The organism is Streptomyces sp. NPDC059718 (assembly GCF_042733315.1).
Classification (GTDB): domain Bacteria; phylum Actinomycetota; class Actinomycetes; order Streptomycetales; family Streptomycetaceae; genus Actinacidiphila.
This window is the reverse complement of the sequence record NZ_JBHWGA010000002.1, coordinates 308,781-327,346: the sequence shown is the minus strand read 5'-3', so window position 1 is coordinate 327,346 and position 18,566 is coordinate 308,781. Positions and strand designations below refer to the sequence as shown.

Here is an 18,566-nt window from a genome sequence, read left to right as displayed (position 1 = left end):
GCCCCGCAACCGGGGGGCGCCGCCGCCGGCCCACCGGCCGCCCGGGCGAACCGGATGCGGGCCGCCGCGAGTTGTCCGCGCCCTGGGCCACCGGCGGGCGGGCGCCTGCGGCGCGCCCTCAGCCGCGCTCCGCGCGCCACCGTGCGACGACGTCCTCCACCTCGTACGGGACGAGGTTGAGCGGCGGGCCGTCCATGGGGGTGCGCAGGCCCGCGCGGATCTTTTCGTTGACCTCCTCGACGATGCGACGCACCTCGGGTTCGGAGGGGGCACGGGAGGCGGCGTCCATCGCGTCCTCCACCTCCTTGCGCAGCCTGAGGCCGGCCGGGAGGTGGGACAGCCCCTCGCGGGCCATCTTCTCCCTGATCCACCACAGCTCGTCGTAGGGCCGGTCCAGACCGGCCAGCGGCTTGCCCGCGCCGGGCAGGTTGTCGAAGGCGCCGCGCTCCGCCGCCTCCCGGATCTGCTTGTCGACCCAGGACTCGAAGGGGACGCCCGGTGGCTTGCGCTCCGTCATGGGGCCGATTCTCCCTCCCGCCGGCCCGGGGCGGGAAGGGCGGGGTGGGCGGGGTGGGCGGGGGCGGCCCTGTGCGCCGACCGGGCGGCCGACCCGCGCGCCCTGCGGGTCGGCGGCCCGGAGCCGGTCAGCCGCTGATGGAGTACGAGTGCGCCCCCGTACCCGCCAGCGCTCCGCCCGCGACGATCAGGTACTCGTCCCGGATCGGCCTGCCGTCCAGCCAGCACTCCAGGATCTCGCGGGTGCCCGCCGCGTAGCGGGCCTGCGCCGACAGCGAGGAACCGGAGATGTGCGGGGTCATCCCGTGGTGCGGCATGGTGCGCCAGGGGTGGTCGGCGGGCGCCGGCTGCGGGTACCAGACGTCGCCCGCGTAGCCCGCCAGCCGTCCGTCCCGCAGGGCCCGGTCGACGGCGTCCTGGTCGACGATCAGCGCCCGCGCGGTGTTGATGAGGTACGCGCCGCGCTGCATGGTGTCGATCAGCTTGTCGTCGAAGAGGCCCTCGGTCTCGGGGTGGAGCGGGGCGTTGACGGTCACGACGTCGCAGTGCGGCACCATGGCGGCGGCGCTCTCGTGCCAGGTCAGCCCGAGCTCCTGCTCCACGGCCTCGGGCAGCCGGTGCCGGTCGGTGTAGTGCAGCTTCACGTCGAAGGGCGCCAGCCGGCGCAGCACCGCCAGCCCGATCCGGCCCGCCGCGACCGTGCCGACGTGCATGCCCTCCAGGTCGTAGGAGCGGGCCACGCAGTCGGCGATGTTCCAGCCGCCGTCCAGGACGACCCGGTGCGAGGGCAGGTAGTTGCGCACCAGCGACAGCGTCATCATCACCACGTGCTCGGCGACGCTGATGCTGTTGCAGTAGGTGACCTCGGCGACGGTGATGCCGCGCGCGACGGCCGCGTCCAGGTCGACGTGGTCCGAGCCGATGCCCGCCGTGACGGCCAGCTTCAGGTTCCTGGCCGCGGCGATGCGCTCGGGCGTCAGGTAGGCCGGCCAGAAGGGCTGGGAGATGACCACGTCGGCGTCGGCCAGCTCGCGGTCGAAGACCGATCCGTCACCGTCCTTGTCGGAGGTGACGACCAGGGTGTGGCCGCGCTCCTCCAGGAAGCGGCGCAGGCCGAGTTCGCCGGAGACGCTGCCCAGCAGCGCGCCGGGGGTGAAGTCGGTCGCCTGCGGCGTGGGGGTGGTCTGGCCGCCGGGGTAGTGGTCGATGCGCGGCAGGTCGTCGCGGGCGTACGTGGTCGGGTAACCGTCGGCCGGGTCGTCGTACAGGACGCACAGCACCTTTGCCATGACTGCGGCTCCTCATCCGTGAAGTGGACGCTGCGGAAGGTCACTTCACGGTCGCGGCCCGGCCGCCGGGGGGTCAAAGCGAACGTCGCTATGGCGTGATAGCGCGGCGCTATCAGCCGCCCAGGTGCGCCTCCACCAGCGCGTCCAGCGCGTCCCGCACCCGCGCCTGCCGGGCGACCGCCAGCAGGGCCCTGGCCAGCACCGGTTCGGGCCGCCGGTCCGCGATCACCAGCCCCACCCGGGGACCGTGCGCCGGCCCCTCCAGCGGCACCACGCGCATCCCCGCGGGCACCCCGAACATGTGCAGCCAGGCGTGCGAGATGACGCTCGACCAGCGCCCGCCCGAGCCCGTCAGGTGCGCGTACAGCCCGGCGACCGAGTCGGTCTCGACGGCCGGCGAGGCGGTGACCCCGTCCGCGGCGAAGCACTCGTCCATGATCCGGCGGTTGCGCATCCGCGACGACAGCAGGCACAGCGGCAGCGCGGCCGCCTGCGCCCAACGCGCCACCGGCAGCCCGGCCGGCGGCGCGTCCGCGGGGGTGAGCAGCAGGTAGCGCTCCTCGTAGAGCGGGAAGCGGCGCACATGGCGCAGGGCGTCGTCGTCCAGGTACGTCATCGCCGCGTCGAGCTCGAACTCCGCGAGCCGGTCGCTGATCTCCCGTGAGGACAGCGACTCCAGGCTGACCCGCACCCCCGGGTACCGCTCGCAGAACGGCGTCGTCAGCAAGGACGCGGCGGTCAGCGCCGTGGGTATCGCGCCGAGCCGCAGCGCGCCGGCCAGCCCGCCGCGCATCTCGGAGAGTTCCTGCCGCAGCGCGTCCCGTTCCGCCAGGATGCGGTGCGCCCACAGCAGCACCCGTTCGCCCTCCGGGGTCAGCCCCTCGAAGCGCCGGCCGCGCCGCACGATCGGCACGTCCAGCTCGCGTTCCAGCTTGCGGATGCCGGCCGACAGCGAGGGCTGCGAGACGAAGCAGGCGTCGGCGGCGCGCGCGAAGTGCCGTTCCCTGGCGAGGGCCACCAGGTACTCCAGTTGGCGAAGCAGCATGGCTCACGGTCGCACACGCCGCGCCGTCGCGTTACTCCCCGGCGGGCGTCCAGCCCTGGGCGCGCAGCACCGCCGCGACGTCGGGGGCCTGGTAGTGCTCGCCCTTGAGGACCTTGCCGTCGGCCCGCAGGGTGGGCCGGCCGTCGGGGCCCAGCTTGCTCATGTTGGCGCGGTGGATCTCCGCGATGACCTCGTCCAGGTCGATGCCGTGCACCAGCGCGGTGCCGTACGCGATGTAGACCACGTCGGCCAGTTCGTGCGCGAGGTGGTCCAGGGGTCCGGTCCCGGAGGCCTCGGCGACCTCGGCCACCTCCTCGGCGAGCAGGTCCTGACGGTGCGCCGCGTGCTCGGGCGTGATCTCGGTCGGCCGGGGGCGGACGTCGAGGCCGAAGGCGGTGTGGAACTCACGGACCAGGCCGGCGGGGGAGGATCGCATTCCGCCGATCGTAGTGCCCGCTCAGACGCCCTGTTCGCTCCCCGCCGCCGGGCCGCCGCCGTAGCCCCCGTCCACCCGGATGGCGGTGATGCCGCTGACGTGCCGGGCCCCGCAGCGGTCCTGGGGCAGCACCAGTTGCGGGCCGCACGCGTCCAGCGGGGTGCCGTCGATGCGGGTGGCCAGCAGCACGGGGGCCTGCCCGAAGTCCGGGTCGATCTCGGCCCAGGACAGCAGCGCGTGGTGACCGTCCGCCCCGGTCACGGCGATGAGGAAGCGCAACCGGTCCTTGCGGCGGCCGGGGTCGAAGCCGGGACCGGCCGAGCACAGCACCTCGTGGAGCAACGGGCCCTCGAAACGGTGGTGCTGCACACCGCTGGTCCGGCACTCGAAGCTCACCCGGGCCGTGTGCTGGGGCCAGGCGCGCAGGTCGGGCACCGTGAGCGGCGCGGGGCGGGCCAGGTCGCCGCTCAGGCTGAAGCCGGCGAGCCCCGGCGGCGGCGCGGGAACGGACACGGTCACGGGCTTCCACCTCCCCCGATCACCGTACCCGCGCAGGGCGGTCGTGGAAACGCACATGCGACCCTCCATGCGCCGTGATCCGGCTGATGCAATCCGACAAGGGGCTTCCCCCTCGCATCTGCGTCACTATGATCGAGTCATGCACACCTACCGGATCGGCGAGGCGGCCGCAGTCATGGGCGTGAGCGCCGACACCCTCAGGCGCTGGGTCGACGGCGGGCGGCTGCGGGCGGAGCGCGACGAGCAGGGCCGGCGCATCATCGAGGGCCCCGATCTGGCCGCCTTCGCCCGGGAGTTCAACCGCACCGAACGCGAGCACACCGGCTCCTCGGCCCGCAACCGCTTCGCGGGCATCGTCACCGAGGTGATCCTCGGCGACGTCTCCGCGCAGGTGGAGATCCAGGCCGGCCCGTTCCGCGTGGTGTCCATGATCAGCCGGGAGTCGGCCGAGGAGCTGAAGCTCGAGCCCGGCGTCCCGGCGGTCGCCGTCATCAAGTCGACCAACGTGGTCGTCGAGAGACCGTAGAGACTCGGAGGAGCAGCCCTGTGATGACCCGTCCCACGCACCGCCGGACCCTTCAGCTGGCCGTCGGAGGCACCGCGGTGCTGCTGGCCCTGAGCGCCTGTTCCTCCTCGGACGACTCCGCCGGCGCCTCCGCGTCGTCCTCGCCCTCGGCGGGCACGTCCTCCGCGGGCGACCTGAAGGGCACGGTCACCGTCTTCGCCGCCGCCTCCCTCAAGGAGAGCTTCACCGAACTGGGCAAGGAGTTCGAGGCGGCCCATCCCGGCACCAAGGTCTCCTTCAACTTCGGCGGCAGCGACGCGCTCGCCGCCAGCATCACCTCCGGTGCCCCCGCCGACGTCTTCGCCGCCGCCTCCCCCAAGACCATGCAGATCGTCACCGACGCGAAGGACGCGGCCGGCGAGCCCGCGACCTTCGTGCGCAACCAGCTGGAGATCGCGGTCGTCCCGGGCAACCCCAAGGACGTCGCGTCCCTCAAGGACCTCACCAAGTCCGGGATGAAGGTCGCCCTGTGCGCCAAGGAGGTGCCCTGCGGCGCCGCGGCGCAGAAGGCGCTGGACGGCGCCGGCCTGAAGCTCACCCCGGTCTCCTACGAGCAGGACGTCAAGAGCGCCCTGACGAAGGTGGAGCTGAAGGAGGTCGATGCCTCGGTGGTCTACAAGACCGATGTGAAGGCCGCCGCCGGCAAGGTGGAGGGCGTGGAGTTCCCCGAGTCCGCCGGTGCCGTCAACGACTACCCGATCGTCCTGCTGAAGGACGCGCCCAACGCCGGGGCCGCCGAGGCCTTCATCGCCTTCGTCCGGTCCGACCAGGGCAAGAAGGTGCTGAGCGAGGCGGGCTTCCTCAACCCGTGACCGACCACGACGGCGGCGCGCCCGAACTCCTGGAGTCCCGGCCGCGCCGCGCCGGCCGCCGGCAGGGTCACCGTTCCCCGGTGCCCCTGCCGCTGCTGGTGCCGGCTCTGCTCGGTCTCGTCTTCCTGGTGCTGCCGCTCGCCGGACTGCTGGTCCGCACCCCGTGGAGCGAACTGCCCGCGCAGCTCACCAGTCCCGGGGTGTGGCAGGCGCTGCGGCTCTCCCTGATCTGCGCCACCCTCGCCACCGCGGTGACCCTCGTGCTGGGCGTGCCCCTGGCCTGGCTGCTGGCCCGTACCGAGTTCCCCGGGCGCCGGGTGGTGCGCGCACTGGTGACGCTGCCCCTGGTGCTGCCGCCCGTCGTCGGCGGTGTCGCGCTGCTGCTGGCGCTGGGCCGCAACGGCATCGCCGGGCGGTGGCTGGACCAGTGGTTCGGGGTGACGCTGCCCTTCACCACGGCGGGCGTCGTCGTCGCGGAGGCCTTCGTCGCGATGCCGTTCCTGGTCATCAGCGTCGAGGGCACCCTGCGGGCCGCCGACCCGCGCTACGAGGAGGCCGCCACCACGCTCGGCGCCTCCCGCTTCACCGCCTTCCGCCGGGTGACGCTGCCGCTGATCGCCCCGGGCATCGCCGCCGGGGCCGTGCTGGCCTGGGCACGCGCGCTCGGCGAGTTCGGCGCCACCATCACCTTCGCGGGCAACTTCCCCGGCCGTACCCAGACGATGCCGCTCGCCGTCTACCTCGCCCTGCAGAGCGACCCGGCCGCCGCCATCGCGCTCAGCCTGGTGCTGCTCGCCGTCTCGATCGCCGTCCTGGCCGGGCTGCGCGACCGCTGGATGACCACGCCATGACCTCCCTGGACAAAGCACCCGCGACCTCCGGCAGCCCGGCCCCCGAGGGCCTGGACGCCCGGCTGGTCGTCGACCGCGGCGCCTTCCGCCTCGACGTGACGCTCACCGCCGCCCCCGGCGAGGTGCTCGCCCTGCTCGGGCCCAACGGCGCGGGCAAGACCACAGCGCTGCGGGCCCTGGCCGGGCTGACCCCGCTCACCGCCGGCCACCTGCGGCTGGACGGCGCCGCCCTGGACGGCACGCCCCCCGAGACCCGCCCGGTCGGCGTGGTCTTCCAGGACTACCTGCTCTTCCCGCACCTGTCCGCGCTGGACAACGTCGCCTTCGGCCCGCGCTGCCACGGCGTGCCCAAGGCGCGGGCCCGCGCCGAGGCCGCCGCGTGGCTGGAGCGGATGGGCCTGGCCGAGCACGCCGCCGCCCGGCCCCGCCGGCTCTCCGGCGGCCAGGCGCAGCGCGTCGCCCTCGCCCGGGCGCTGGCCACCCGGCCCCGCCTGCTGCTCCTGGACGAGCCGCTGGCCGCGCTCGACGCCCGCACCCGCCTGGACGTCCGCTCCCAGCTCCGCCGCCACCTGGCCGACTTCGAGGCGGTGGCCGTCCTGGTCACGCACGACCCGCTGGACGCCATGGTGCTGGCCGACCGGCTGGTGGTCATCGAGCACGGCGGCTCCGTCCAGGAGGGCACCCCCGCCGAGATCGCCCGCCGCCCGCGCACCGACTACATCGCGCACCTCGTCGGCCTCAACCTCTACCGGGGCCGCGCCGAGGGGCACACCGTACGGATCGACGGCGGACCGGCCATCACCACCACCGAGGAACTCTCCGGCCCGGCCTTCGTGGCCTTCCCGCCCGGCGCCGTCACCCTCCACCGGGACCGCCCCACCGGCTCCAGCGCCCGGAACCTGTGGCACGGCCGGGTCGCCGGCCTGGAGTCGCACGGCGACCAGATCCGCGTCGACGTCCAGGGCGAACTCCCGCTCGCCGCCGACCTCACCACGATGGCCACCGCCGAACTCGGGCTGCACCCCGGCGCCGAGGTGTGGGCCACCGTCAAGGCGGCCCAGGCGCACGCCTATCCGGCCTGAACCCCGGCGGGCCGGGACCGGCGGGTCAGGGCGGCGTCAGGGGTGCGCCGCCCGGCGACAAGGGGACGACAAGAAGCCCCCGCGGCACCCCGCCCGGGTCTTCCATGGACGGCATGGATGACGCCGGAAACCACCGCGTGGTGGTCGGGGTGAGCGGCTCCCTCGGCAGCCTCACGGCGCTGCACCGGGCCGCCGCCGAGGCACGCCGCACGGGCGCGGTGCTGGTCACCGTGCTCGCCTGGGAACCGCCGGGCGGGGAGTTCGCCTACCGGCGCTCCCCCTGCCCGCCGCTGCTGCGGGAATGGCAGGACCGGGCCCGGCAGCAGCTGGTCGGCGCCGTCGAGTCCGCCTTCGGCGGCCTCCCGGCGGACCTCCCCCTGCGCGCGCTCCTCGTCCGCGGGCCCGCGGGATGGGCGCTGACCCACGTCGCGGACCGCCCGGACGACCTGCTGGTCGTCGGCGCCGGACGCCGCGGCCGGCTGCGCCGCCTGCTGAGCCCCTCGGTGGCCCGGCACTGCCTGGTCCACGCGGCCTGCCCGGTGCTCGCCGTACCCCGCTCCCCGCTCCACGAGGTCCTCGACGACGTGCACCGCCGCAACGCCTGGCGGCTTCCCCTGCACGCCGCCACGCCACTGCGGTGACCCCCGGGGGCCCCGGCAGGCCCCTTCGACGGAGGCGATGACCATGACGCGCTCTTCCTTCCCGTTCCCCCACCCGACGCGGCTCGCCCTGCCCGCCGCGCTCCTCCTGCCGCCGCTGGTGTGCCTGGTGCTCGTGCCCTTCCGCACCCAGGTGTCCAACACGCTCGTGGCCCTGGTGCTGGTGGTCGCGGTCGTGGCGGTCGCCGTCCTCGGCAGCCGCCGCGCCGGGGCGCTCGCGGCGCTGTCCGCGGCGGCCTGGTTCGACTTCTTCTTCGCCCCGCCCTACGAGCGGTTCACCATCAGCGGGCCGGGCGACGTGGCGACGGCGGTCCTGCTGCTCGCCGTGGGCCTGGCCGTCTCCCAGCTCGCGGCCCGCACCAGGCGGCTCGCGGTGATCGCGATCACCGACGCCGACCACCTCGCGCGCATCCACGAGACGGCACGGCTGGCCCAGTCCGCGGTCTCCCCGCACGTCGTGGTCGAGCACGTCCGCGACCAGCTGGTCAGCCTCCTCCACCTGCGCGGCTGCCGTTTCGAGTACGGCACCCTCGTCGGGCACCCGCCGCGGATCGAGCAGGACGGCACCGTGGTGCGGGGCCGCCGCCCCTGGGACGCGGACACGCTGGGGCTGCCGGACCAGGAGGTCGAGCTCCGCGTCTTCCACAACGGCCACTTCCACGGCCGCTTCATGCTGCTCCCCACCCCCGGCACCGTCCCCTCCCGCCAGGCCCGTCTGGTCGCCGTCACCCTCGCCGACCAGGCCGGCGGCGCGATCGCCGCCATCCCGACCACCCCGGCCCGCTGACCCGCTCCGCGGAGGCGACCACCCGATCCCGCACGCCCCCGGCCGGCGCGGCCCCGGCGGCCGTCGGGAGACCGTCTGTCGCCCCGCCGCACCCGTCCTCCCCCGGCCGGCCGGGCCCCCGGCGCCCGGCGCCCGGCGCCCGGGCAGACGACGTCGCCGCGGGGCGGCCCGGTGCCGGGCCCACCCGCCTTGTCGCCACGCGTCACCCCGGCAAAGCCGGCCGGAGCGCGCCGTCGAGGCGCCGGGCCAGGGGCGCCGCCCGTGCCGCCTCGGCGCCGAACGACCCGCCCACGGACCCGCCGTCGTCCCGCCCACGGTCACGTTCGGCGAGGTGCACCCGTGACCGCTTCGCTGCCGCGCACCGTCGCCCGCCCCGTCGTGCGCCGCGCGGCGGCAGCCGGGGACGCGGGCGTACGCGCCCGCCGTGCCTGACGGTCCCGCCCCACCTGGGCCGCCACGTCAACGACCCCCGCCCGGCGCGGCCCATGGCCCGGGCAACCCCGGCGGCCTCGGGCGACCGTCTGTCGCCCCACCGCGGCGCAGCACCTCCGCGCACCAACGGCACCCATTCCCCCGGCCCACCGATGGGGCCCCGTCGCCCGGCGGCAGCCGGGGACGCGGGCGAGCGCGCCCGTCGCCGGGGCGCCGCTTCCGGCAGGAGGAGGCTGGGCGGGGAGGGGCGTATCGTCCCCTTATAGGTGGTGTCGGCCCGATGGTGGAGCCACACATGGTGGTGACTGCCCCCGCGCGGGAGCTGCTGGACCAGGTGCTCGCCGAAGTGGTGCGTGAGACGGGCGCCCATGTCGGTGCGGTCTTCCTGATGATGCCCGAGGGCCGCGCGCTGGGCATGGAGGTCATCACCGGGGCGCCCCGGGAGCTGTCGATGCCCTGGTCGCGGTTGCCCCTGGAGCGCTCGACCCCGGTGGCCGACGCCGTACGGGAGGGCCGGACGATCCGGATCGGCTCCCGGGAGGAACTGGCCGACCGCTATCCGCGCACGGCCCTGGTCATGCCGTACGACCTGTCCATGGTGGCCGCCCCGCTCACCGGCGGCGAGGCCGTGCTCGGCACGCTCGTGCTGATCTGGTCCCGGCCGCGCCCCGCCGAGGCGCCGCCCGCGGAGCGCGCGCTGCTGGAGCACGCCCGCGAGCGCCTCTCCGACCAGCTCGCACGGGCCGGCGCCGGCGGGGAGCCGATCCTGCCGGGGCCCGAGCCGCGCGTGCTGCGGACCGCGCGGACGGTCCCGGTGGACCCGGACCAGGCACTGGCCGCGGCGGACTGGGCCCGGCGGCTGCCCGAGGGCGCCTGCGCGCTCGACTTCGACGGTCGGCTCACCTACGTCACCCCCCGCGCGGCCGAGCTGGTCGGCGTGCCCGTCGAGCGACTCGTGGGCACCTTCCCCTGGGAGAGCCTGCGCTGGCTGCGCGATCCCGCCCACGAGGACCGCTACCGCGCCGCCGTACTCAGTGGACAGCCGGTCTCGTTCACCGCCCTGCGACCGCCCGACCACTGGCTGCTCGTCCAGCTCTACCCGGACGCGACCGGGGTCAGCGTGCGGATCTCCCCCACCGACGCGGGTGCGGGTCCCGCCCCGTGGGCCGCGCCCTACGACGAGGCCGCGGTGCCGATCCGGATCGGGGCGATCTACCACCTCATGCACCTCGCGACGGCCCTCACCGAGGCCGTCGGCGTGGACGACGTCGTCCGCCTGGTCGCCGACCTCTTCCCGGCCGCCATCGGAGCCGACGCCTTCGTGCTGTGCGTCGCGGAGGGCGGCCGGTTGCGCGTCATCGGCGACCGCGGCTACCGGCCCGAGGTCATGGCCGCCCTGGACGGCACCGCGCTCACCGCGCGCCTCCCGGCGACCAGGGCCCTGACCAGCGGCGTCCCCAGCTTCTTCGGCTCACGCGAGGACCTCGTACGGACCTACCCGGACCTGGACCTGCAGTCGGGCATGGCGGCCTGGGCGTTCCTGCCGCTGATCGCCTCCGGCCGTCCCGTGGGCTGCTGCATCCTCGCCTTCGCCCGGGAGCGTTCCTTCCCCGCCGACGAACGGGCCGCCCTGACCTCGCTCAGCGGGCTGATCGCCCAGGCCCTGGACCGGGCCCGGATCTACGACGCCAAGCACCACCTCGCGCGCAGCCTCCAGTCGGGACTGCTGCCGCACACCCTGCCCTCCCTGCCCGGTCTTGAGGTCGCCGCCCGCTACCTGCCGGCGACCAGCGGCATGGAGGTCGGCGGCGACTTCTACGACCTGATCCGGCTGGACGACACCTGCGCCGCCGCCGTCATCGGCGACGTCCAGGGCCACAACGTCAACGCCGCCGCCCTGATGGGCCAGGTGCGCACCGCGGTGCACGCGCACGCCACCGCCGGCGCCTCCCCCGACCAGGTGCTGTCCCGCACCAACCGGCTGCTCGACGAACTCGACACCGGGCTCTTCACCAGCTGCCTCTACGCCCACCTCCAGCTCGCCGACGGCGTCCTGAGGCTGGCCTCCGCGGGCCATCCCCCGCCCCTGCTGCGCTTCCCCGACGGCCGCACCGACATCCTGAGCCTGCCGACCGGGCTGCTGCTCGGCATCGACCCGGCCGCCGAGTACCCCACCACCACGCTGACGCTGCCCCCCGGCGCGGTGCTCGCGCTGTACACCGACGGGCTCATCGAGACCCCCGGCGGCGACCTGGACGAGGCGATCGCCGCCCTGGCCGTGGCCCTGTCCTGCCGGGGCCGGCTCCCGCTGGACGAACTCGCCGAGGTGCTCGTGCACTACGACGGTCCCGCCACCGACCGCACCGACGACACCGCGCTCCTGCTGCTGCGCCCCGTGCCCCCGTCATGAGGCCTTGTCACTTCCCGGATCGGGCCCAACACTGGTGTCCATGCCGGTCGTTGCGCTGCTGGGAACGCTGGACACCAAGGGCACGGAGTACGGCTGGCTGCGGGACCGCCTGCTGCGCGGCGCCGTGGAGGTCGTGCTGATCGACGCGGGCGTGGCCGGTGAGCCCCTCGTCACCCCGGACATCCCCCGCAGCGTCGTGGCGTCCGCCGCGGGCGCGGACGCCGAACGGCTGCGCAGGGCGGGCGACCGCGGCGCCGCGGTGACGGTCATGGCCGAGGGGGCGGCGCGGGTGGTGCGCCGGCTGCACGACGAGGGCCGGCTGCACGGCGTCCTGGCCATCGGCGGCAGCGGCGGCACCTCGATCGCGACCCGCGCGATGCGGGCGCTGCCGCTCGGCGTGCCGAAGCTGATGGTCTCCTCGATGGCCGCGGGCGACGTCTCCCCGTACGTCGGCTCGACGGACATCGCCATGATGTACAGCGTCGTCGACATCGCGGGCGTCAACCGGGTGTCGGCGCCGATCCTGGCCAACGCGGCGGACGCCATCGCCGGCATGGCCAGGGGCTTCGCCGGGACACCCGCCCCGCCCGCCGGGGACCGGCCGCTGGTGGCGGCGAGCATGGCGGGGGTGACGACCCGCGGGGTCGACGCCGCCCGCGCGCGGCTCACCGAACTCGGTTACGAGGTGCTGGTCTTCCACTCCGTGGGCTCCGGCGGACGCTCCCTGGAGGCACTGACCGGGGAGGGCATGTTCAGCGGGGTGCTGGACCTGACGCTCAGCGAGCTCGCCGACGAGCTGGTGGGCGGTGCCTTCGGCGCGGGGCCCGACCGGCTGCGCACCGCGGGGCGCGCCGGGCTGCCGCAGGTGGTGAGCCCGGGCGCGCTGGACATGGTCAAGTTCGGCCCGCTCGCCTCGCTGCCGGACCGTTTCCGGGCCCGCCACGTCCACGTCCACAACCCGTCGGTGACGGTGATCCGCACCTCCGCCGCCGAGTGCGCCGAACTCGGCCGTCAGGTCGCGGCGAAGCTGCGCGCGGCCACCGGCCCGGCCGCGCTCCTGCTGCCGCTGCGCGGGCTGTCCACCCTCGGGGCGCCGGGCGGGCCGTACCACGACCGTGCGGTGGACGGGGTGCTGTTCCGCACCCTCCGCGAGGAGCTGCGCGGCAGCCGGGTGGAACTCGCCGAGTACGACACGCACATCAACGACCCCGCCTTCGGCCGTGCCGCGGCGGAGCGGCTGCACGCGCTGATCTCCGCGCGGACGGACGCGCGGACGGACGCGGAGACCGGCGCACACACGACCGCCCGCACGACGCGCTGAGCGTCGTACGGGCGGTCACGGTCGGTGCGGCGGAGGCCTAGACGGAGGCCGCCGTGCCCGCGCCCACGGTGTCGCGCCCCGTGGGGGCGGCCGCCGGAGCCGGTTCCAGCAGGCGTCCGGCCAGGTGGCCGAAGACCAGCCCGAAGGAGGTCCACAGCGTCAGCTGGATCGCCAGCGCCGCCAGGCGGAACTGCCACAGCAGCGCCGCCGGGAAGTGCTCCGGCACCTCGTTGATCCCGGGCAGGAAGGCGTACGCGACCCCCACGGCCAGGACGAAGAACCCACCGGCGGCCACGGTCGCGTACCAGTTGCCCAGGCGCGGCGCGAGGCGCTTGCCGAGGATCACGGTGGCGATCGCGAGCAGCACGCTGAGCACCATCATCAGGAAGTACAGCGTGGTGCGCTTGCCGATGGTGTCGGGGTCGCCGACGGCCGGCGGGTTGGCCGGGTACTTCAGGAAGGGCACGACGTACACCGCGACCAGCGCGGCGGCCGACAGCAGCAGCGCCGTCGGCCGGGCACCGAAGCGGCCGATCCGCCCGAGGGCGAAGCAGTAGGCGAGGGCGGCGATGCCGCCCAGCGCCACGCCGTACAGGAGGATGCCGGTGGCCAGGCCGGCGGTGGACTGCAGGGCACGGCTGACCGGTTCGGCGCCGCCGTGCTCGTGGGCGTGCGACTCCTCGAACGCGATGGCGGCGTCGACCCGGGACTCGCCCAGCAGATAGGCGACGACCAGGGCGAGCACGCCGGCGGCGAGGCCGGCCAGCATGCCCCGCACCAGCAGCTGTCTGACGGTGACGGAGTTGACGGGGGTGGCGGGGGTGGCGGGGTTCATCGGCGCGGCGCCCCCGTCAGTGGCAGGGGAAGCCGAGCAGGTGACGCCCGTCGTGCACCCACTCGTGGACGTTCTCACCGGACAGGAGGGACGTGGCCCCCTGCTCGGCACCCACGAAGTAGAGCAGGACCAGCATCAGGACGCCGAAGAAGACCGCCCAGGGCAGGATCGCCCGGATCGGCAGCGTCACGGGGACGGCGGAAGGGGCGACGGCCGGCGGAACGGCGGACTGCGCCATGGCATGACCTCCTGGTGGGAACTCGCGTCCCGGTCGGTGGAGCTCTGTCGGACGACTGCGGGTCTGACTCGCCTGGCGCTGGGCTGGGCATACAGTGGCGCGACCGTGCCGGATTTGCACCGGACTTCCGCCGTGTCGTCGTGAATGTCGTCGTGACGGTACCGCGATCCGGTGATCCGGCCAAGGGCGCGTGTATGCGCCCCGGCACGCGCGGGAGCTGCTTCCGTGCGACCGACCGGCCGGGTGTGAGGCGGCAGTTGGCGATTCCGAGGGGTCGCCGCAGGGCGAGGAGGGTGCATGACGACCCGGGTGATGTTGATCTCACCGGTGGTGAACGCGGCGCTGCGCGAGGCGCGTTTCGACGACGACGTGCCGCCGGACGAGCACGCGCTCGCCGCCGCCCGCGCGTTGGCCGGTTCCCTGCCCTCCGCGGGGCCGGTGCTCGTCTCGCCCACCGTGCGCTGCCGCGCGACCGCCGAGGCGCTCGGCCTCGCTGCCGAGGAGCGGGCCCCCGCGGGGTGGGCGCTGGGCCGCTGGCGGGGACGGACCCTGGCCGAGGTGAGCGCCGAGGAGCCGGAGGCCGTCGCCGCCTGGCTCTCCGACCCGGACGCCGCGCCGCACGACGCCGAGTCGCTGCGCGAGCTGTGCGCCCGGGCCGGCGCCTGGCTCGACGGGCTCGCCGCGACGCCGGGGCGGGTGCTGGCCGTCGTCGAGCCGGAGATCGTCCGGGCGTGCGCGGTACGGGTCCTGGGGACGCCCGAGGCCGCCTTCTGGCGGATCGACGTGCCCCCGCTGACGGCGACGGAATTCAGCGGGCGGTCCGGACGCTGGAACCTGCGGGCGGGACGCCCGCTGGGCTGAGCGGGGTGCGCTCCAGCGGCGAACAGGCTCTTGCAAACAGGTCGCAATAAGACCCTATGATTGAGCGCCCTGCTTCGCCGACCCGACCGGCCCCCGGCCGGACCCGACCTGGAGCTCCCCCATGCACGTACCCGACGGATTCATCGACGCCCCGGTGTCGGTGGCGACCGGTGCCGTCGCGGCCGCAGCCGTAGCGGTGAGCCTGCGCGGTGCGCGGCGCGAACTGGACGAGCGCACCGCGCCGCTGGCCGGACTGGTCTCGGCGTTCATCTTCGCCGTCCAGATGCTCAACTTCCCGGTGGCCGCCGGCACCAGCGGCCATCTCCTCGGCGGCGCGCTGGCGGCGATACTCGTCGGCCCCTACACAGGGGTGCTGTGCGTGTCCGTCGTCCTGCTGATCCAGGGCGTGCTCTTCGCCGACGGCGGCCTGACCGCGCTCGGCGTGAACATCACCGACATGGGGATCGTCACCGTGGTCGTCGCCTACGCCGTCTTCCGCGGGCTGGTCAAGGTGCTGCCGAACGGACGTGGCGGGGTGACGGGCGCGGCCTTCGTCGCGGCCCTGCTCTCCGTCCCCGCGGCGGCGGTCGCCTTCACCGGGATCTACGCGCTGGGCGGGACGACCGACGTCTCGCTCGGCAAGGTCTTCACCGCCATGGTCGGCGTGCACGTCCTGATCGGCATCGGCGAGGCGGTGATCACCGCGGCGACGGTGGGCGCCGTGATCGCCGTCCGCCCCGACCTCGTCCACGGCGCCCGTGACCTGCGCCGCCCGCTGGAGCTCAAGGAGGCGACCGTCTGATGGCGGCCGTGAGCGACACCCCCAAGCGCGGCGGCATACGGCCGCTGTGGATCGCCGGCCTGATCGCCGCCGTGCTGCTCGCCGGATTCGTCAGCTACTACGCCTCCGCCAGCCCGGACGGCCTGGAGAAGGTCGCCGCGGACCACGGCATCGACAAGAAGGCCGAGGACCACGCGGCCAAGGACTCCCCGCTCGCCGACTACCAGACCGAGGACGTCGGCAACGCCCGGCTCTCCGGCGGCCTCGCCGGTGTGATCGGCGTCGGCGCCACCCTCGCGCTCGGCACCGGCGTCTTCTGGGTCGTCCGCCGCCGTCCGCGCGCGGAGGAGGCGTAGCCGTGGGAGCGGGGCACGCCCACCGGCTCTACCGGCACGGCCACTCGCCGGTGCACGCGCTGCCCCCGCAGTGCAAGATCGCCGCGGTCTTCTGCTTCGTCCTGGTGGTGGTCTCCACCCCGCGCACGGCGATGTGGGCCTTCGGCCTGTACGCGGTGCTGCTGGCCACGGTCGCCGCCGTGGCGCGCGTCCCGGCCGGATTCCTGCTGCGGCGGCTGCTGATCGAGGTGCCCTTCGTCGCCTTCGCCTTCCTCATGCCGTTCGTCGCCGAGGGCCCGCGCACCGAGGTGCTGGGCCTCTCCCTCAGCGTGAACGGCCTGTGGGGGGCCTGGAACATCCTCGCCAAGGGCACGCTCGGCGTCGCCGCCTCCGTCCTGCTGGCGTCCACCACCGAGCTGCGCGAACTGCTCCTGGGCCTGCAGCGGTTGCGGCTGCCGGCGCTGCTGGTGCAGATCGCCTCGTTCATGATCCGGTACGGGGACGTCATCACCGACGAGATGCGCCGGATGCGCGTCGCCCGCCTCTCGCGCGGCTTCGAGGCGCGCGGCCCGCGTCACTGGGGCGTGCTCGCCAAGTCCGCGGGCGCCCTGTTCATCCGCTCCTACGAGCGCGGCGAACGCGTCCACCTGGCCATGGTCAGCCGGGGCTACGCCGGCAGCATGCCGGTGATCGACGAGGTCACCGCCTCGCGCGCCCAGTGGTCGTACGCCGCCGCGCTCCCGGCCGCGGCGCTGCTGGTCTGTCTGATGGGATGGTTCCTGTGACACCTTCACTCGAGGTCAAGGGCCTCGCCTACGCCTACCCCGACGGCCACCAGGCGCTGTTCGGCGTCGACCTGACCATCGCCCGCGGCGAGCGGGTGGCCCTCCTCGGCCCCAACGGCGCCGGCAAGACCACCCTCGTGCTGCACCTCAACGGCATCCTCGAGGCGGGCGCCGGCTCGGTGACCGTCGCCGGCCTCCCGGTCGGCGAGCGCAAGAACGTGGCCGAGGTCAGGCGCCGGGTCGGCATCGTCTTCCAGGACCCGGACGACCAGCTCTTCATGCCCACCGTGCGCGAGGACGTCGCCTTCGGCCCGGCCGCGGCCGGTCTGCGCGGCGCCGAGCTGGAGGCCTGCGTCCGCAGGGCGCTGGAGCGGGTCGGCATGGCGGAGTTCGCCGGCCGGCCGCCGCACCACCTGTCGTTCGGGCAGCGGCGCCGCGTGGCGGTGGCGACCGTCCTCGCCATGGAGCCGGAGATCCTCGTCCTGGACGAGCCCTCCTCCAACCTGGACCCCGCCTCCCGCCGCGAACTCGCCGACATCCTGCGCTCGCTGGACGTCACGGTCCTGATGGTCACCCACGACCTGCCGTACGCCCTGGAGCTGTGCCCGCGCTCGGTCGTCCTCAGCGGCGGAACCGTCGTCGCCGACGGCCGCACCCAGGAACTCCTCGCCGACGACGCCCTGATGCGCGCCCACCGCCTCGAACTGCCCTACGGCTTCGACCCCCGCTCGGTCACCGTCCGGGCCTGAGCCTCAGCCCCCGCACGGGGGCCGGGACGGCGGCTCCGGGTCGACGGCGGTGACCGCCGCCGTGAGCGCGTCGAACCGCTCCGCACCGCCCAGCGGCCCGACCACGCGCTCACGCAGCGCGTCGGCCAGCGTGAGCGCCGCCGTCATCGCCACCTGAAGGCCGCGTTCGGTCAGCACCGCCAGGGTGACGCGCCGGTCCTCCCGGCAGGGACGGCGTTCGATGAGCCCCGCCTCCGTGAGGCGGTCGGCGACCTTGGTGGTGCCCGCCGTGGTGAAGCCCAGCGTTCCCGCGAGCCGGTACATCGGCGCCGACCGCTCCGGCGTGGTCATCAGGAACCACAGCGCCTGGAACGAGGACGGGGCCAGCCCCGACCGCGCCTCGACGTCCGCCAGCAACTGGTCCGTGAGCCGCCGGAAGCCCGATTGCAGCGCGTCCCACCGCGCGAGCAGGTGCAGGTCGGCGGTGTCCGGGCACCGGCCGTCGGTCTCCGCGTGGATCTCCGCCGTCACATTGCCCAGGGTACCAACGCCAGCTATTGTCTAACCAGCTACTTAATACCTGGCGAGCTATTGAAGGGTGCGACACCCCATGAGCGACTCGACGACCACCCCCACCGGTCTGCGCACGGGCTCCTGGGCCCTCGACCCCGCGGGCTCGGCCGTGCGGCTCACGCACCGGACGATGTGGGGCATGGCCACCGTGAAGGGCGCGTTCACCGAGGTCGGCGGCGAGGGCGAACTCGCGGCCGACGGCACCGGGCAGGGCACCCTGACCGTGGACGCCGCCTCCCTGGACACCGGCAACAAGCAGCGCGACACCCACCTGCACTCCGCCGACTTCCTCGACGTCGCGACCCACCCGGCGATCGTCTACACCGCCCGCCGGGTCACCGCCGGCACCGACGGCGCCCTCTCCGTCGACGGCGAGCTGACCGTCCGCGGCACCACCCGTCCGCTCGCCCTCACCGGGCGCGTCGAGTCCTCCTCCGCCGACGCCGTCGTGCTCACCGCCGATGCGGTCGTCGACCGGGCCGACTTCGGCCTCACCTGGAACCGGATGGGCATGATCAAGGGCGCCGCGACCCTCTCGGTCGCCGCCCGCTTCGTCCACCACGGCTGATCCCGCCGTTCACGAGGGGGCAGCAGCGGACATCACCGCTCACGCCCCAACTACCCCTTCGGCAAACGAAGTCGCGCCTTGCTACTTGTGTGGAAACCGTGAAAGGCTCCCCGCACCACCAGGCGCAGGCGCAACCGC

The 18,566-nt window shown here is 74.7% G+C and carries 20 protein-coding genes and 1 pseudogene; 13 read left to right on the top strand and 8 right to left on the bottom strand.

Translation table 11 applies throughout. The features are described 5' to 3' along the window. Positions 1-118: 118 nt before the first annotated feature. The 5 genes from ACFV3E_RS04005 to ACFV3E_RS03985 all read right to left on the bottom strand — a co-directional run bounded on the left by ACFV3E_RS04005 (position 119) and on the right by ACFV3E_RS03985 (position 3,805). Positions 119-517, bottom strand: a complete 399-nt coding sequence (locus tag ACFV3E_RS04005; RefSeq protein ID WP_500533223.1) for a DnaJ family domain-containing protein — start codon at positions 515-517, stop codon at positions 119-121. Positions 518-644: 127 nt separating this feature from the next. Continuing rightward, positions 645-1,805 (bottom strand): NAD-dependent formate dehydrogenase, encoded by a 1,161-nt coding sequence (locus ACFV3E_RS04000; protein ID WP_500533222.1) that lies wholly within the window; start codon positions 1,803-1,805, stop codon positions 645-647. A gap of 112 nt (positions 1,806-1,917) precedes the next feature. Further along, a complete protein-coding gene (locus ACFV3E_RS03995; protein WP_500533221.1) occupies positions 1,918-2,850 on the bottom strand; it encodes a LysR family transcriptional regulator in 933 nt (310 codons plus the stop codon). A 31-nt stretch (positions 2,851-2,881) separates the two neighbouring features. After that, complete coding sequence (locus ACFV3E_RS03990; RefSeq protein ID WP_500368124.1) at positions 2,882-3,286, bottom strand: pyrophosphohydrolase domain-containing protein; 405 nt, start codon at positions 3,284-3,286, stop codon at positions 2,882-2,884. Positions 3,287-3,307: 21 nt separating this feature from the next. After that, entirely contained in the window at positions 3,308-3,805 is a 498-nt protein-coding gene (locus ACFV3E_RS03985) for a molybdopterin-dependent oxidoreductase (RefSeq protein ID WP_500533220.1), read from the bottom strand. 139 nt (positions 3,806-3,944) lie between these two features. Between ACFV3E_RS03985 and ACFV3E_RS03980 the strand changes: the two genes are divergently transcribed. The 8 genes from ACFV3E_RS03980 (at position 3,945) to ACFV3E_RS03945 (ending at position 12,724) form a co-directional block, all read left to right on the top strand. Further along, entirely contained in the window at positions 3,945-4,331 is a 387-nt protein-coding gene (locus ACFV3E_RS03980) for a TOBE domain-containing protein (RefSeq protein WP_500368121.1), read from the top strand. Positions 4,332-4,354: 23 nt separating this feature from the next. Then, entirely contained in the window at positions 4,355-5,182 is an 828-nt protein-coding gene (gene modA, locus ACFV3E_RS03975) for a molybdate ABC transporter substrate-binding protein (RefSeq protein ID WP_500533219.1), read from the top strand. A gap of 29 nt (positions 5,183-5,211) precedes the next feature. Continuing rightward, positions 5,212-6,033 carry a molybdate ABC transporter permease subunit gene (gene modB, locus ACFV3E_RS03970; protein WP_500533394.1) on the top strand — a complete coding sequence of 274 codons (822 nt, stop codon included), beginning with the start codon at positions 5,212-5,214 and terminating at the stop codon, positions 6,031-6,033. Then, positions 6,030-7,115, top strand: a complete 1,086-nt coding sequence (locus tag ACFV3E_RS03965) for an ABC transporter ATP-binding protein (RefSeq protein WP_500533217.1) — start codon at positions 6,030-6,032, stop codon at positions 7,113-7,115. The genes modB and ACFV3E_RS03965 overlap by 4 nt, the downstream gene beginning before the upstream one ends. Positions 7,116-7,219: 104 nt before the next feature. Continuing rightward, entirely contained in the window at positions 7,220-7,756 is a 537-nt protein-coding gene (locus ACFV3E_RS03960) for a universal stress protein (protein ID WP_500368114.1), read from the top strand. Between the two features lie 43 nt (positions 7,757-7,799). After that, positions 7,800-8,561 carry a DUF4118 domain-containing protein gene (locus ACFV3E_RS03955; protein ID WP_500533216.1) on the top strand — a complete coding sequence of 254 codons (762 nt, stop codon included), beginning with the start codon at positions 7,800-7,802 and terminating at the stop codon, positions 8,559-8,561. A gap of 727 nt (positions 8,562-9,288) precedes the next feature. After that, a complete protein-coding gene (locus tag ACFV3E_RS03950; RefSeq protein WP_500533214.1) occupies positions 9,289-11,403 on the top strand; it encodes a SpoIIE family protein phosphatase in 2,115 nt (704 codons plus the stop codon). Between the two features lie 40 nt (positions 11,404-11,443). After that, positions 11,444-12,724 carry a Tm-1-like ATP-binding domain-containing protein gene (locus ACFV3E_RS03945; protein WP_500533213.1) on the top strand — a complete coding sequence of 427 codons (1,281 nt, stop codon included), beginning with the start codon at positions 11,444-11,446 and terminating at the stop codon, positions 12,722-12,724. A 37-nt stretch (positions 12,725-12,761) separates the two neighbouring features. Here the strand turns inward: ACFV3E_RS03945 and ACFV3E_RS03940 are convergent, their stop codons facing one another. Both ACFV3E_RS03940 and ACFV3E_RS03935 read right to left on the bottom strand, forming a co-directional pair. Beyond that, positions 12,762-13,559 carry a CbtA family protein gene (locus ACFV3E_RS03940; protein WP_500533212.1) on the bottom strand — a complete coding sequence of 266 codons (798 nt, stop codon included), beginning with the start codon at positions 13,557-13,559 and terminating at the stop codon, positions 12,762-12,764. Positions 13,560-13,575: 16 nt separating this feature from the next. After that, a complete protein-coding gene (locus tag ACFV3E_RS03935) occupies positions 13,576-13,797 on the bottom strand; it encodes a CbtB domain-containing protein (RefSeq protein WP_499512796.1) in 222 nt (73 codons plus the stop codon). A 297-nt stretch (positions 13,798-14,094) separates the two neighbouring features. Here ACFV3E_RS03935 and ACFV3E_RS03930 point away from each other — a divergent pair, with 297 nt between their 5' ends. From ACFV3E_RS03930 to ACFV3E_RS03915, 4 genes and pseudogenes are all read left to right on the top strand, one after another. Further along, positions 14,095-14,658 (top strand): histidine phosphatase family protein, encoded by a 564-nt coding sequence (locus ACFV3E_RS03930; RefSeq protein ID WP_500533211.1) that lies wholly within the window; start codon positions 14,095-14,097, stop codon positions 14,656-14,658. 121 nt (positions 14,659-14,779) lie between these two features. Beyond that, a pseudogene (locus tag ACFV3E_RS03925) lies at positions 14,780-15,795 on the top strand (energy-coupling factor ABC transporter permease). A 2-nt stretch (positions 15,796-15,797) separates the two neighbouring features. Continuing rightward, entirely contained in the window at positions 15,798-16,559 is a 762-nt protein-coding gene (gene cbiQ, locus ACFV3E_RS03920) for a cobalt ECF transporter T component CbiQ (RefSeq protein WP_500533210.1), read from the top strand. After that, a complete protein-coding gene (locus ACFV3E_RS03915; protein ID WP_500533209.1) occupies positions 16,547-17,308 on the top strand; it encodes an energy-coupling factor ABC transporter ATP-binding protein in 762 nt (253 codons plus the stop codon). The genes cbiQ and ACFV3E_RS03915 overlap by 13 nt, the downstream gene beginning before the upstream one ends. Before the next feature lie 3 nt (positions 17,309-17,311). On the opposite strand, the gene ACFV3E_RS03910 is transcribed toward ACFV3E_RS03915, so the two are convergent. After that, positions 17,312-17,818 (bottom strand): MarR family winged helix-turn-helix transcriptional regulator, encoded by a 507-nt coding sequence (locus tag ACFV3E_RS03910; protein WP_499512800.1) that lies wholly within the window; start codon positions 17,816-17,818, stop codon positions 17,312-17,314. 79 nt (positions 17,819-17,897) lie between these two features. Here ACFV3E_RS03910 and ACFV3E_RS03905 point away from each other — a divergent pair, with 79 nt between their 5' ends. After that, positions 17,898-18,428: a YceI family protein gene (locus ACFV3E_RS03905; protein ID WP_500533208.1), complete on the top strand. Its 531-nt coding sequence runs from the start codon at positions 17,898-17,900 to the stop codon at positions 18,426-18,428. Positions 18,429-18,566 lie beyond the last annotated feature (138 nt).

What these genes read in the sequence shown, in the direction of transcription:
- ACFV3E_RS03930 (WP_500533211.1), top strand. Translation starts at nt 14,095, where the DNA reads ATGACGACCCGGGTGATGTTGATCTCACCGGTGGTGAACGCGGCGCTG.
- ACFV3E_RS03940 (WP_500533212.1), bottom strand. Translation starts at nt 13,559, where the DNA reads ATGAACCCCGCCACCCCCGCCACCCCCGTCAACTCCGTCACCGTCAGA.
- ACFV3E_RS03965 (WP_500533217.1), top strand. Translation starts at nt 6,030, where the DNA reads ATGACCTCCCTGGACAAAGCACCCGCGACCTCCGGCAGCCCGGCCCCC.
- modA (WP_500533219.1), top strand. Translation starts at nt 4,355, where the DNA reads ATGACCCGTCCCACGCACCGCCGGACCCTTCAGCTGGCCGTCGGAGGC.
- ACFV3E_RS03990 (WP_500368124.1), bottom strand. Translation starts at nt 3,286, where the DNA reads ATGCGATCCTCCCCCGCCGGCCTGGTCCGTGAGTTCCACACCGCCTTC.
- ACFV3E_RS03935 (WP_499512796.1), bottom strand. Translation starts at nt 13,797, where the DNA reads ATGGCGCAGTCCGCCGTTCCGCCGGCCGTCGCCCCTTCCGCCGTCCCC.
- ACFV3E_RS03995 (WP_500533221.1), bottom strand. Translation starts at nt 2,850, where the DNA reads ATGCTGCTTCGCCAACTGGAGTACCTGGTGGCCCTCGCCAGGGAACGG.
- ACFV3E_RS03955 (WP_500533216.1), top strand. Translation starts at nt 7,800, where the DNA reads ATGACGCGCTCTTCCTTCCCGTTCCCCCACCCGACGCGGCTCGCCCTG.
- ACFV3E_RS03945 (WP_500533213.1), top strand. Translation starts at nt 11,444, where the DNA reads ATGCCGGTCGTTGCGCTGCTGGGAACGCTGGACACCAAGGGCACGGAG.
- ACFV3E_RS03905 (WP_500533208.1), top strand. Translation starts at nt 17,898, where the DNA reads ATGAGCGACTCGACGACCACCCCCACCGGTCTGCGCACGGGCTCCTGG.
- ACFV3E_RS03950 (WP_500533214.1), top strand. Translation starts at nt 9,289, where the DNA reads ATGGTGGTGACTGCCCCCGCGCGGGAGCTGCTGGACCAGGTGCTCGCC.
- ACFV3E_RS03980 (WP_500368121.1), top strand. Translation starts at nt 3,945, where the DNA reads ATGCACACCTACCGGATCGGCGAGGCGGCCGCAGTCATGGGCGTGAGC.
- ACFV3E_RS04000 (WP_500533222.1), bottom strand. Translation starts at nt 1,805, where the DNA reads ATGGCAAAGGTGCTGTGCGTCCTGTACGACGACCCGGCCGACGGTTAC.
- ACFV3E_RS03960 (WP_500368114.1), top strand. Translation starts at nt 7,220, where the DNA reads ATGGACGGCATGGATGACGCCGGAAACCACCGCGTGGTGGTCGGGGTG.
- ACFV3E_RS03915 (WP_500533209.1), top strand. Translation starts at nt 16,547, where the DNA reads ATGGTTCCTGTGACACCTTCACTCGAGGTCAAGGGCCTCGCCTACGCC.
- ACFV3E_RS04005 (WP_500533223.1), bottom strand. Translation starts at nt 517, where the DNA reads ATGACGGAGCGCAAGCCACCGGGCGTCCCCTTCGAGTCCTGGGTCGAC.